Origin of the sequence: Staphylococcus sp. 2S1 (assembly GCF_046721335.1) — a bacterium.
GTDB classification, from domain to species: Bacteria; Bacillota; Bacilli; order Staphylococcales; family Staphylococcaceae; genus Staphylococcus; species Staphylococcus equorum_A.
Window position 1 is genome coordinate 963632 of sequence record NZ_JBEUUJ010000003.1, and the last position, 12412, is coordinate 976043.

Consider the following 12412-nt stretch of genomic DNA (forward strand, 5'->3'; position numbering starts at 1 on the left):
AGGTAATTGGAGTGAGGGAATGAACAAAAGAACTTTAAAAATTATACGGCTTATGTATAATTATTCAAGCACCTATATTTCTGGGGAGTTTATAGGTAAAAGTTTGAGTGTTTCTCCTAGAACTGTTAGAAATGATTTGAAAGAATTAAATGAATCAGAAAAAGAATTTGGATTTTATATTTTTTCTAAAAAATCAGTGGGATATAAATTGATAATAAAAAACAAAGAGAAATTCAATTTATTCCTAAATGACCAATATTTAAAAGATGAGCTTCTCAATTTTAATAATCAAGATAGTAGGGTTAGATATATATTTAGCCAATTACTTATATTGGATAACTATGTAAAGATTGATGATTTAAGTGAGCGAATGTTTGTAAGTGATACAACTATTAAAAAAGACTTGAAAATGATACGAGGACAGTTAGAAAAACATGATTTGAATCTGATAACAAGCCCATATCATGGATTGAAAATAGATGGACATGAATTTCAGAAAAGATATGCAATTGCCGAATTTTTATTAGATCCGTTATCTATGGATGAGTTTTTTGATAGCGAAGAAATAAATTTACTTAAAAATAAAATTGTCGGAATAATCAATCGATTTAACATTACAATACCTGATGTAAAATTAGAAAATTTGGTTGTTCACATATATATAGCACTATTTAGGGTTGAGCATAAACTCATTATTAAAGATGAAAGTAATATATTTAATGGCTATACGAAAACGAGTGATGATGTTAATCAATTTTTTAAGCAGTTAGTAGAAATGATAGAATGCAATTTTAATATCCAATTACCTACTAAAGAAAAACAATATATTTGGGCACATATATTAACATCAGGGCTTATTTCTGAAAAAGCTAATATTCATGAAAATAAAGAACTAAATATGTTGATAGAGCATATTTTAAGAAGAATAAAACAAGTATTTCACATAGATTTAGCGGATGAAGAAGAATTGAGAAATAATCTAAGTTTACATTTATCTACTTCTATTACGAGATATAAATATAAAATGAATATCAGAAATCCATTATTAGCAGAAATTAAAAAGAACTATCCATTTTCATTTGATATCGCTTTAGTAGGAAGTAAAGTAATCGAAGAAGTATACAAAATAAGAATTTCTGAAAGTGAAATTGGCTACCTAGCTTTGCATTTTGAATTGGCTTTGAAGAAACCTAATAATTTGGATAACAAAATCAATACAACCATTGTTTGTGCATCTGGTTTGGCTAGTTCACAGCTAATAAAATACAAATTGATTGAAAACTTTAGTGACGAAATCACAACAACCAATTCATTACAATTGTATGAGTTAAGTGAACATAAATTACAGGGAACAGATTTAATAATATCAACAATCCCTCTGGAAAAAGATTTCTCTGTGCCCGTCATTTATGTGAATACCATTTTAACTGATGTGGATATTTTAAACTTGAAAAAATTTATAGATAACTACAATGTAGACCAAAAAGAAAAGTTAATCGAACTTTTTGCTATTAAAAGTAATGTTGAAAGTAAAGATGAATTACTATCAAAAATTGAATGTGATTTAAAAGCATTACATTATATAAAATCAGACTTTTTTGAAAAAGTTAAAGAACGAGAAGAAGTAGCTACTACGGCTTATGGTAACCTTATCGCTGTTCCTCATCCTGTTACACCTTCTGCTAAAAAATCTTTTATTTATATAGTTAAATTAGACAAACCTATTCAATGGGGGGACAAAGATGTTCAACTTGTTTTTTGTTTAGGTTTAAAATCACAAACAACAGTTGATATGGAACCTATTTTCAAAAGGATTAGTCATATTATTAATGATTTTAGTTTAGTAGTAGAATTATTAAACCAGACCTAATGAAAAAGATTTAAAAGAAACGTACTTTGATATTTACTAATAATGAATTTTAAAAAATGAAAAATCCAGAAAGCTACGCTCATCAAGTAGGCTTCTGGATTTTTTATTATTAGTCTTTTGTTGTTTGTTCTTTTACACCTTTTGTAACAGCTTCAGCAAAATCGTGGATGGATTGTCTGTAATCATTTGGATTTTCTCTCGTGGAGCGACCAAGGTCATCATCCTCAAAAAATGATTTGCGGTATCCCGTTGAAATCTCAAGTTGAACACCTGATCCTGTATCATTTTTATTAATGATATTTTGGCTAGAATCACCATTTACGTAATTAGGACTATTTTCAACATTAAAATCCTCTTTTTCTAATTCCTTACGTATAGATTTGGCCATATCCTTATCTTTACCACCAATGTAGACAACTTTTTTATCTTCTCGAATGCCGTGTATGGACACCGTTTCATCTGATCTACTCGTCATGTCTTTTAATTTGGGGTCATCGAAACGAGTCGAAGTAATATGCAATTTAGTATTGTTTGATTTTAATAAACCTTCAAAACTATATAGATTAAAGTTACCTTTTTTAGAAATGATTTTTGCCAATTCAGAAGTGCCGGGTTCAATACCGCCACCATGAATAGCAGTAACTAATATATCTTTGTTATTTGTCGTTTTTGAATTGATTTGCCAATCACGATCTTCTTTTGTGTCGGCTTTCAATTCTTCAAAATTCTTATAATAGTCTTGATTTTGTGGTCGGTCGTTTTTCCACACATATAAAAAATATAAAGACAGTAAAACAGCGGCAACGATAGCTAACATAATAAAATAGTATAAATATAAGTGGAAAATTCTTTTCATAATTGTCTCCTGTATTACATATTTAGTGGTTATAAAAGTATAACAAATTTAATAAGTTATACAGGTTATGTGTTGATTACAAATACATTACTTACGACTTAACAGACCTTTACAATTGTTTAGGGCAAGAGATACAAAATTTAAGCATGTCGCACCTTTTAACAATTTAGGGCGGGACATGTATTTATGACATAGGCCGTGGGGCAAATTTAGTTACAATACTGAAATATTATATTTCTTTAACTGCGAAATAATTATTTTCTGCATCTGCAAAATTAAACACTCTACCCATAGGTAAATCCATAATATCTCCAACTGTATTTTGATTAGATTTCAAACGATTATATAAATCGTCGAATTGTGTTGTTGCGAAAATCAGTGATGGTGTAGTTGTACTGACACCCATGTCCATTTCGTCAACTTTCGCTTTGTCCCGCAATACAATAGCAGTTTGAGCATCGTCTTCTGGAAGCAGTTTTACTACGCGCATACCCATTTCTTCGTCATCGGCTACTACTACAAAGTCTAAGTTTTCTGTCCAAAATTGAATTGCTTTATCGTGATTATATACGTATATCATAACTTCATCTAGTTTTTTAATCATTTCGCCATCTCCTCTATTGTTTATCTTGTCTTGCACATAAGTATATTAAATATATTCAGTAATGCAAAATAATAACTTTGCTGATACCTATTACTGTAATTAGGGAATGTAAATAATATAAGCAAAAAACTTTCGAGAAATTTCAAGACATGTTTTAATGTAATTATAAAAGTTACGATTAAAGGTGATGTAAATGAATTTAGAGTTTAATATAGCAGTACATCTGCTAACATTTCTAGTTAAGCATCCAGATGCGCGTTATAGTAGTGGGTCATTATCAGAACGAATATGTATTAACCCAGTGCAATTACGCAGGGTAACAAGAAAGTTAAATGATCAACATTACCTAGATGCTAGTAGAGGGAAATATGGTGGTTATCAAGCTAATGAAGTGACCGCCGATGTTAATCTGGCAGACTTATTTGAATTATTTAATGAAGAAAGGTCAGATGGACGAATATTTACAGGTGATGAAGGTAGCGATTGTGAGATTTCCAGGGAAATAGGAACCACGATGTCTAAGTTTCAGCAAAAAGAAAATGATATATTAATTAATTATTATAAAAGCGTCAAGATTACTGATGTATTAGACGATGTATTGAAGGAGGATATTCATGAGACAATTTGATGTAGTGATTATAGGATTTGGTAAAGGTGGTAAAACATTAGCGAAGTTTGCTTCAAGCACAAGGTAAAAAAGTAGCAGTAGTAGAAAAATCTAAAGCGATGTATGGTGGGACTTGTATCAATGTTGGCTGTATCCCTTCAAAAACGCTTGTTCACGAAGGTCTAACTCATAATGATTTTAATAAAGCATTTTCTAGAAAAAAAGATGTAGTAGATGCATTAAACAATAAAAATTATCATAATCTTGCAGATGATAACAATATTGAAGTGTTGGATTATACTGCGAAATTCAAATCTAACAATGAAGTGAACTTATTAAATGACAATGATGAGATAGTGGAAACATTACATGCGGAAGATGTCGTTATTAATACGGGTGCAATGTCAGTGATTCCGCCAATCACAGGTGTTGAAAGTTCTCAACATTTATACGATTCAGTCGGGATAATGAGTTTGGATTTTCAACCTAAACAATTAGTCATCATTGGTGGTGGATATATTGCTTTAGAATTTGCTTCTATGTTTGCTAACTTTGGCACACAAGTGACCGTACTTGAACGTGGCAATGATATTATGACTAAAGAAGATAAGGACATTGTTACAGAAGTTAAAAAAGATTTAGCTAACAAAGGTGTAAATATCATATACAATGTGAATACAGAGGGCTTTGAAGATACTGACTCTGGAACTATTGTGCATACGTCTAATGGAGATTATGAAGCGGATGCAGTTCTATTAGCGACTGGTCGTAAGCCTAATGTGGATTTAGATTTAGACAATACAGATGTAACACTAGGTGAGCATGGAGAGATTAAGGTCAATGAATACCTCCAAACGGATGCGCCACATGTTTATGCAATCGGTGATGTTAAAGGTGGCATGCAATTCACATATATTTCTTTAGATGACTTTAGAATTGTAAAAGACCAACTCTTTGGAACAGGAGTGCGTTCTACTGAAAATAGAGGCGCTGTACCTTATACAGTATTTATTGATCCACCAATGGCACGTGTAGGTTTGACTGGTAAAGAAGCTGAAAATCAAGGCTATAATGTAATAGAAAACGCACTACCAGTTAACGCTATCCCTAGACATAAAGTGAATAATGATCCAAGAGGCTTGTTTAAAGTAGTAGTGAATAAAGATACGGAAACAATACTTGGAGCAACATTATACGGCTTAGAAGCAGAAGAAATTATCAATCTAATAAAATTAGCAATAGATCAGAAATTAAATTATAAGGTATTGAAAGATAATATCTATACACATCCAACGATGGTTGAATCATTTAATGATTTATTCGATATGTAAGAGTGTAGAAATTTAAAAAGAGATAGATTCCTTATAGGGAATCTATCTCTTTTTTTCATGTAAATTAGGTCATTGCCATAATAATAACACCTATTAGACCAAAGAGGCCAAAAACCAATGACATCACACCGAAACTGACCAAACTTTGTTTTTTACTTGTATCACCTTTTTTTGAAAGGCGTTTATTTAAAACGAGTAGTACAATACCAAGGATTATGAGTAATATTGAACCATAGAACATATTGCGTCCCCCCTAAACTATATTTATCACGTTTGAATATCTTTATTATGTATTTACCCGGTAAATGATGTGAACTAACTCAATATACCATGCACAGTTCAATTATAGGTAGTGTTTTTCTTGAAGCATATATAAGCAAAAATAAAAGATGAGTACGCTGTTTTAAAGTTAACAGTATACTCATCTTTTTGGTATGTGATTAATATTATAAACTATTGTGGCTCACATCCGCATATGTGTAATTTTTTAGTAATGAACAACCTAATGGATGGTGACCATTGTCTACATATTCGTTAATTTCTTCAAGTACGTCTAAAATTTCGTATTCCGGCGTGTTTACATCAAATGTGTATTTGAACACTTGCTTCTTGTCGGATAACACTGTAGCGATGAGTTCATCATTGTGCATTTTGTAATTTAATAATTGCATAGTCATCCCTCACTTTTTTTATATTTCAATCCAATAATCGGATTGTTTTAATTGAGAATTCATTTCATTGATTAATCATTCAGATTATAATTGTTCTAATCTGATATTCAGTATACATGAAATACTATAAAATGTAGAGGGGAATGACTTAAATAATTAAAACTTTTTAAAATAAAAATGTAAAAAGACACCGAGGCGTTTCTTGTAAGCGTTTTTAAATGATAATGATTTTAAATTGAGTGAAAATAAAATGCTATGCTTGATGTCTATAAGATAAATTGATATGATACAGAGAATTAAATAAAAGCTTTCTAGGGTTCCGCAACACTTAATGTTGGCCTGGTCCGAGAGGAAGCCACATGTTAAATGTGACACGGAAGGATAAAAGCCTGGGAGATAGTAGTGATGACTATCTCTCGGGCTTTTTTTATTTTAACAGGGGGAATATAAATGAATTGGATAAAAATTATTATCGCATCAATCTTTGAAGTTGGTTGGGTCGTAGGGTTAACACATGCAACGACAGGTCTCGAATGGATGTTAACAATTATAGCTATATTTTTAAGTTTTTATTTGCTTATAGATGCATCCAAAATGTTACCAGTGGGTACATCTTATGCAGTATTTGTTGGTCTAGGAACAACAGGTGTTACTCTATTTGATTTTGCTTTCTTCGGTCAGGAAGTTAATTTTGGAAAAATCATTTTAATTTTAACATTACTTTTAGGTGTGATTTGTTTGAAATTAGTCACACCAGATAAAGGGGGAGAAGCATAATGGCTTGGATATTATTAATCATTGCAGGTATTTTTGAAATGTTAGGTATTACTTTTTTAAATGCTTATACGCATACACGGAAAAAATCCGCTGTCATGGGATTGATAGGCTTCTTTAGTTTGAGTTTCTTAGCTTTATCTACGGCAATGACTCAATTACCTATGAGTACAGCGTATGCGGTTTGGACAGGTATTGGTGCAGTGGGCGGAGCGATATTGGGTATGGTTTTTTATAAAGAGTCTACCGATATCAAAAGAATAATTTGTATTGCAGTCATATTAGCTAGTACGGTTGGTTTAAAATTATTGAGTTAACGTGGAAGTGATAAAAGGTTTTGCTAATCAGTTTGCCAAAAGAAATATGGACTAGGTATATTGCGGTGACATAGTGTAATTGATACCATGTAGTTAAGATGGAGGTGCATGTGATGGAAGGTCTTGCAAGCATTTATTACGATTACATTAATGATTATTATTGTTCCTGGTCCAGATTTTTTTGTAGTAATGAAAAATTCAATTACTTCAGGTAAAGGTAATGGCGCGATGGTCGCGTTAGGTATTACGTCAGCACACGTTATCTATTCTTTATTAGCAGTATTTGGCATTATATTTATCTTGGCAAATATGTATTATGTCTTTCTGATGATTAAAATTTTAGGCGCGTGTTATCTGATTTATTTAGGCATTAAAAGTATCATCTGTGCACGTCAAAGCATGAATTTTTCAACATCTCAAATGCAGACACAACAGATTAGTTATTTAAGTTCTTATCGCCAAGGTTTTATCAGCACAATATTAAACCCTAAAGCATTACTTTATTACATAAGTATTTTACCGCAGTTTATAACTGCCGGCGAAGGTGTGTCATCTCAAATTGCAATATTATCGGCAGTAGTAACAACGGTGATTCTTATCTGGTTTATTTTTTGTGTATACATATTCCAATATATTAAATTACTTTTTGGAAACAGAAAAATAAAAGCGGTGTTTGATTATGCAGTAGGTGCCATCCTCATTGGTTTATCTATTAGTTTATTATTTAGTAAAAGCAGTTGATTCAACTTAAAAGTATAATGAAAGAAGGAGGCTGGGACACAAAAAATTGTCTCAGCCTCAATCATATTCTAAATAGATTTTCTAAAAAATTGCAATGCTTTATGGACGGAAATAAGCATCTTCAGAAATCAATATCTTGATACCACGATATATATTTTTGATTGTGTACCATATGGTTACCACTAATAAAAGGATGGCCACCACAATCGCTATGATTGCAATTGTAGTATTCTGTTGATCAATTATTGTAGTTCCAAACGCTACGCTTAAAACTAATAGTATTGGTCCAATATACGTTATAATATGATAGACTAATGATTTTGCCGCATGCGTTGAAGCGGGTTTATCAGCAAAAATCCAAAGGATAATAGGTAATATAATTGGTGCAAAGAATATACTGAAATAACTGACTGTCGCTAATACACGCCCACTTTGTGTGTCATGATGTAACATTTTTTCGCTCATTTGTATCACCTCAATTGGATAATAACAAGAATAATCATTGAAATATAGACATATTGCTTCATCTAACAGTATTGTAAGATATGAGCTTCGTTAAAAGAATAATGAAATATTGGATTATAAATAGAGAAGAGGTAATCACTATGAAAATTTATTTAGTTCGTCATGGAGAATCGCAGTCAAATTACGATAAAAAACAAGGAAAAAAATACTTTTGTGGTCAATTAGATGTACCTTTAACAGAAAGTGGTGTATATTCTGCTCAATTACTGCAAAGCTATTTTGAAAAAAAGAATATTGAACACGTGTATATATCTGATTTGACTCGCACGAGACAAACATATAATGCGATATTTGATAAGCACATTCCAGCCGAGTGTGACCCCTTTATTAAGAGAGCGTTCTTTAGGCATCTTTGAAGGTAAAATGATAGATGCAATTGAACAAAATCCTGAATATCATGCTTATTTTAATGATGAAAATTTGCTTGCTTTTCGTCATAGTTTCACACAAAAAGCCCCTGAAGGAGAAAGCTATTCGGATGTATTACAGCGTGTTGAACAATTTTTTGACCAAGAACTTGATCCGTCTTTAGAGTCTATCGCAATTGTTGCGCATCAGGTCGTAATCAGATGTTTTCTTGTTTACTTACGCTATGAAACGAAAGAAACTGTAATTGATAGAAAAATAGAAAATTGTGTACCCTATGAACTTGAAATGTAAGACAAACAAAAAACCTGAACTGCGACGTTGCCGGTTCAGGTTTAATATTTTTTAGCTGCTGTTAAGCTATCATGAAATCCTTGGAATAATGTATTGATATTGTCTAAAAAGCTTCCGACAATAACAGCCAGTATGACGTAAGTTACACTTAGCGCAATTGTTCTAAAAGAAACGACGCCATATTTTTCTTTCTTCTCAAAGAGATTAAAAGCTATGAAAATAGCAGCCATGGCACCTATTAAAATAGTTAATATCATAACAGTGTGGCCTCCTTAAATTTATTAATGAGTGGCTGTGCTTCTAATAACGTATTTCTTAACTTGTATATAGCTTAACAAATTAAGCTTTGAGAAAAACAGGATAATCATATTAAAAAACCTTACAATCATGTAAGGTTTTTTACGAGAATAAGTCAGAGTGTATCAATGTATGAGTAGAAAATAGGCTCAACGCCTTTGCCATCATGGAAAGGTGACATGTCATCATTTTGTAACCTTGGCTAAAATTGTGAAACATAAATGAAAAGCATGACGCTAAAACAACAATCTTTTGACACAAATGAGGCTAGGGCGTTAATACATGTCTTAGCCTCATTCATTATATAGTCAGCTTTGCCGGGATAGAATTATACGACGAAATCTTGTTGGAAAAATTAGATTTCATTGTCCTACTCCCATTTGTCATCTATTTATCTACTGCGTCACTTTCAATTCCTTTTTCATCAAGGAATTTCTTAATTGATTTTTGCTTTTTATGATTTACATTTCCGGCAACTTTAGCAGGAACGTCAACAACGTTGAGGTCATTGTCAGGTTGGTAATCTATTTCTTCAATTTCTTTATCAACGTTTTTAATTGTAGTGTTTAGGGATGTAAAATAAGCGATAATTTCATCGAGATTATCTTTATAACCGCTTGGCATGTTGTTATCTTCTACGAAATTTTTAAAATGAAGGTCATTTTTAATTGCATTATTCGATAAATCTGATAAACGTTTTTCTTGTGCATCAGTGATTTTTGTATCTGTACCTATTTGTTTGTCTAACTTATATTGCATGAGGTATTTATTATCAATAATAAGTGAGTTAACATCTAAATATTTTTTAATCGCTTTATTCATTTCATCTTCACTAATATCTTCACCCTTTTTATCTGAATGGAAGATATCTTTCTCAGCCAATTTGCTCACATTTTTTGGTGCATTGCGTTCATTATGTTCCTCTTGTTCATCATCTTCTGTATTACCATTTGAACATGTCGCGAGTATGACAGCTAGCACCAAAACTAACGATAAAAGTATACTTTTCTTCATAAATAATATTGCTCCTTTAATAATAAGTCGTTCTATTTTAACAGTCCCATTGTATGTTTACATACGTTCTTAGAAAATTATAACTTAAGCGTATCATGTAGTGCTATCTATTTGTATGATGAATTAAATAATAAACGCACAATCTATTGAACAAATGAATGGTGTAAGAGGATAATTGTTATATAAATTTAAAAATTCATTAGATTTTCATTATAAAATGTTAGCTAATTTAAATAATTAATCGCATAGATACAAGAATAAGCATATAAGGGTTAAACTCAGATTTAAAAGAGAAAAGTATACAAATAAAAAGAGAAGCACATATAGATTTTGTTAAGCGTATGCGATTTTGTTGGGAGTTTGTGTGCACTTTTTCCGCGGGAACACAGCCTAATCCTGTATGCTTCGACTAGTGATTCTCCCGCATAAGTTTGCCCAAATCACTGCTAGTGTTCAAATAATATAATCCATTATTAGATAATAAATAAGAACTGTTTCAAGGAAAAAACTATAAAAAAACAAACCACTTGCTTTTGCAAGTGGTTTGTCAATGTTAAGAGAAGAACCGCATAAGGGTTCTCCTTAATCTTTATTGTTAAATGAAAGGGGTGCGATTAATGTCTGATGATATAATCAAAAGCGTTTAATGCCGCATTTGCACCAAGCACCCATAGAAATAATAATTTGTTTGTTACGATCATCGGTAACATCACCAGCAACAAAAATACCAGGGATGCTTGTAGCATTCTTACGATCAATTACTATTTCTTTAGCTTGGTTTAATTCAACATAATTATCAAGCCATTCAGTGTTTGGTAATAAACCAATTTGAACAAAGATACCTTCGAGTTCTAAAGTATGATCTTCGCCAAGTGATTTATCCTGATATTTAATACCAGTTACTGCACTGTCACCTAAAACTTCTGTTGTTTGAGCATTTTTAATTATAGTTACGTTTGGCAAAGAAGCCAAACGTTCTTGTAATACGTTGTCTGCTTTCAGCGTAGCGTTACGTTCAAGTAACGTTACGTGTTTAACGATACCTGCAAGATCGATTGCGGCTTCGACTCCAGAATTACCGCCGCCTACAACAGCAACATTTTTATTTTCAAATAATGGACCATCACAATGTGGGCAGAATGCAACGCCTTTATTGATTAATTCTTCCTCACCAGGCACTTCTAGCTTGCGCCAACGCGCACCTGTTGAAATAATAACAGTTTTACTTGTTAATTGTGCACCATTATCTAAAGTGACAATGATACCATCGTCTGTTTTTTCAATATCACTGGCACGAATACCAGTCATTACATCAATATTGTATTGTTTAATATGATCTTCGAGTGCTGAAGTAAATTTTGGTCCATCTGTTTCTTTAACAGTGACAAAGTTTTCGATAGTAGCGGTATCGTTGACCTGACCCCCGATGCGATCCGCAACAATACCTGTACGTAAACCTTTACGTGCAGTATAAATTGCCGCACTACCACTTGCGGGTCCACCTCCGACAATTAGTACATCATATGGATCTTTGTCGTTAAATTCAGCTGGGTCTGCTTGACTGCCTAAGTTTGCTAATATATCTTGAACTGTCATACGTCCGTTACCAAATTCTTCTCCATCTAGGAAAATTGCAGGAACGGCCATAATGTCTTCAGACTCTTCTCTAAAGATAGATCCGTCTACCATAGAATGTGTGATATTTGGATTTACCAAACTCATTAAGTTTAAAGCTTGAACAACGTCGGGACATTTTTGACAAGTTAGACTAATAAAAGTCTCAAAATGTAACGGACGGTCTAAAGCTTTGATTTGATCTATAACTGCTTGTTCTTCTTTTGGTGCACGACCGCTTACTTGTAATAAAGCGAGAACAAGAGAGTTGAACTCATGACCCATTGGTAAACCAGCGAATGTAATACCTGTTTCTTCACCAGGTCTATTAATAGAAAAGCTTGGTGTACGTTTAAGGTCAACTTCTTCTATAGTAATGCGAGATGACATCTCTGCTACTTCGTCTAATAATTCTTTTAATTCTTTAGACTTTTCATCTGTACCAAAACTTGCACTTAGTACAACGTCACCTTCCATTAATTGAAGTAATTGTTGTAATTGTGATTTTAGCTGATCATTAAGCATTTAAAT

At 32.2% G+C, this 12412-nt stretch carries 12 protein-coding genes, 3 pseudogenes and 1 riboswitch; of the genes and pseudogenes, 7 read left to right on the forward strand and 8 right to left on the reverse strand.

What is annotated here, in order from left to right:
- Positions 1 to 19: 19 nt before the first annotated feature.
- Positions 20 to 1870 carry a BglG family transcription antiterminator gene (locus ABLV90_RS05085; protein WP_460872282.1) on the forward strand — a complete coding sequence of 617 codons (1851 nt, stop codon included), beginning with the start codon at positions 20 to 22 and terminating at the stop codon, positions 1868 to 1870.
- Positions 1871 to 1979: 109 nt separating this feature from the next.
- Here ABLV90_RS05085 and ABLV90_RS05090 read toward each other — a convergent pair whose 3' ends face one another.
- Both ABLV90_RS05090 and ABLV90_RS05095 read right to left on the reverse strand, forming a co-directional pair.
- On the reverse strand, positions 1980 to 2726 hold the full coding sequence (locus ABLV90_RS05090) for a poly-gamma-glutamate hydrolase family protein (protein WP_460872283.1): 747 nt from the start codon (positions 2724 to 2726) through the stop codon (positions 1980 to 1982).
- A gap of 229 nt (positions 2727 to 2955) precedes the next feature.
- Positions 2956 to 3330, reverse strand: coding sequence for a VOC family protein (locus ABLV90_RS05095; RefSeq protein WP_460872284.1), 375 nt, complete (start codon positions 3328 to 3330; stop codon positions 2956 to 2958).
- A 193-nt stretch (positions 3331 to 3523) separates the two neighbouring features.
- Here ABLV90_RS05095 and hypR point away from each other — a divergent pair, with 193 nt between their 5' ends.
- Positions 3524 to 3958: a redox-sensitive transcriptional regulator HypR gene (gene hypR / locus ABLV90_RS05100; RefSeq protein WP_069816652.1), complete on the forward strand. Its 435-nt coding sequence runs from the start codon at positions 3524 to 3526 to the stop codon at positions 3956 to 3958.
- Positions 3945 to 5268: pseudogene (merA, locus tag ABLV90_RS05105) on the forward strand (hypothiocyanous acid reductase MerA). The gene hypR and the pseudogene merA overlap by 14 nt, the downstream one beginning before the upstream one ends.
- Before the next feature lie 64 nt (positions 5269 to 5332).
- On the opposite strand, the gene ABLV90_RS05110 reads toward merA, so the two are convergent.
- Both ABLV90_RS05110 and ABLV90_RS05115 read right to left on the reverse strand, forming a co-directional pair.
- A complete protein-coding gene (locus ABLV90_RS05110) occupies positions 5333 to 5509 on the reverse strand; it encodes a hypothetical protein (RefSeq protein ID WP_176722975.1) in 177 nt (58 codons plus the stop codon).
- A 205-nt stretch (positions 5510 to 5714) separates the two neighbouring features.
- Positions 5715 to 5939, reverse strand: a complete 225-nt coding sequence (locus tag ABLV90_RS05115) for a hypothetical protein (RefSeq protein WP_069816656.1) — start codon at positions 5937 to 5939, stop codon at positions 5715 to 5717.
- Positions 5940 to 6239: 300 nt separating this feature from the next.
- Positions 6240 to 6337: riboswitch (guanidine-I (ykkC/yxkD leader) on the forward strand.
- 52 nt (positions 6338 to 6389) lie between these two features.
- Here ABLV90_RS05115 and ABLV90_RS05120 point away from each other — a divergent pair.
- From ABLV90_RS05120 to ABLV90_RS05130, 3 genes are all read left to right on the forward strand, one after another.
- The gene (locus ABLV90_RS05120; protein ID WP_069816658.1) at positions 6390 to 6716 is read left to right on the forward strand and encodes a DMT family transporter; all 327 of its coding nucleotides are present in this window, start codon (positions 6390 to 6392) and stop codon (positions 6714 to 6716) included.
- Positions 6716 to 7030, forward strand: a complete 315-nt coding sequence (locus tag ABLV90_RS05125) for a DMT family transporter (RefSeq protein WP_069816660.1) — start codon at positions 6716 to 6718, stop codon at positions 7028 to 7030. The genes ABLV90_RS05120 and ABLV90_RS05125 overlap by 1 nt, the downstream gene beginning before the upstream one ends.
- Positions 7031 to 7180: 150 nt before the next feature.
- A complete protein-coding gene (locus ABLV90_RS05130) occupies positions 7181 to 7771 on the forward strand; it encodes a LysE family translocator (protein ID WP_460872858.1) in 591 nt (196 codons plus the stop codon).
- 99 nt (positions 7772 to 7870) lie between these two features.
- Here the strand turns inward: ABLV90_RS05130 and ABLV90_RS05135 are convergent, their stop codons facing one another.
- Positions 7871 to 8236 (reverse strand): DUF4870 domain-containing protein, encoded by a 366-nt coding sequence (locus ABLV90_RS05135; RefSeq protein ID WP_460872285.1) that lies wholly within the window; start codon positions 8234 to 8236, stop codon positions 7871 to 7873.
- A 140-nt stretch (positions 8237 to 8376) separates the two neighbouring features.
- Here ABLV90_RS05135 and ABLV90_RS05140 point away from each other — a divergent pair.
- Positions 8377 to 8956, forward strand: a pseudogene (locus ABLV90_RS05140) (histidine phosphatase family protein).
- 41 nt (positions 8957 to 8997) lie between these two features.
- Here ABLV90_RS05140 and ABLV90_RS05145 read toward each other — a convergent pair.
- From ABLV90_RS05145 to ahpF, 3 genes and pseudogenes are all read right to left on the reverse strand, one after another.
- Entirely contained in the window at positions 8998 to 9213 is a 216-nt protein-coding gene (locus ABLV90_RS05145) for a hypothetical protein (protein ID WP_002511986.1), read from the reverse strand.
- Between the two features lie 427 nt (positions 9214 to 9640).
- Positions 9641 to 10267 carry an NDxxF motif lipoprotein gene (locus ABLV90_RS05150; RefSeq protein WP_460872286.1) on the reverse strand — a complete coding sequence of 209 codons (627 nt, stop codon included), beginning with the start codon at positions 10265 to 10267 and terminating at the stop codon, positions 9641 to 9643.
- Positions 10268 to 10881: 614 nt separating this feature from the next.
- A pseudogene (ahpF, locus tag ABLV90_RS05155) lies at positions 10882 to 12406 on the reverse strand (alkyl hydroperoxide reductase subunit F).
- Between the last annotated feature and the right edge of the window lie 6 nt (positions 12407 to 12412).

Bases quoted from the DNA above. Each gene is read 5' to 3' on its own strand.
- ABLV90_RS05125 (WP_069816660.1), top strand. From the start codon at position 6,716: ATGGCTTGGATATTATTAATCATTGCAGGTATTTTTGAAATGTTAGGT.
- ABLV90_RS05085 (WP_460872282.1), top strand. From the start codon at position 20: ATGAACAAAAGAACTTTAAAAATTATACGGCTTATGTATAATTATTCA.
- ABLV90_RS05115 (WP_069816656.1), bottom strand. From the start codon at position 5,939: ATGCAATTATTAAATTACAAAATGCACAATGATGAACTCATCGCTACA.
- ABLV90_RS05095 (WP_460872284.1), bottom strand. From the start codon at position 3,330: ATGATTAAAAAACTAGATGAAGTTATGATATACGTATATAATCACGAT.
- ABLV90_RS05135 (WP_460872285.1), bottom strand. From the start codon at position 8,236: ATGAGCGAAAAAATGTTACATCATGACACACAAAGTGGGCGTGTATTA.
- ABLV90_RS05120 (WP_069816658.1), top strand. From the start codon at position 6,390: ATGAATTGGATAAAAATTATTATCGCATCAATCTTTGAAGTTGGTTGG.
- ABLV90_RS05130 (WP_460872858.1), top strand. From the start codon at position 7,181: ATGATTATTATTGTTCCTGGTCCAGATTTTTTTGTAGTAATGAAAAAT.
- hypR (WP_069816652.1), top strand. From the start codon at position 3,524: ATGAATTTAGAGTTTAATATAGCAGTACATCTGCTAACATTTCTAGTT.
- ABLV90_RS05110 (WP_176722975.1), bottom strand. From the start codon at position 5,509: ATGTTCTATGGTTCAATATTACTCATAATCCTTGGTATTGTACTACTC.
- ABLV90_RS05090 (WP_460872283.1), bottom strand. From the start codon at position 2,726: ATGAAAAGAATTTTCCACTTATATTTATACTATTTTATTATGTTAGCT.
- ABLV90_RS05145 (WP_002511986.1), bottom strand. From the start codon at position 9,213: ATGATATTAACTATTTTAATAGGTGCCATGGCTGCTATTTTCATAGCT.
- ABLV90_RS05150 (WP_460872286.1), bottom strand. From the start codon at position 10,267: ATGAAGAAAAGTATACTTTTATCGTTAGTTTTGGTGCTAGCTGTCATA.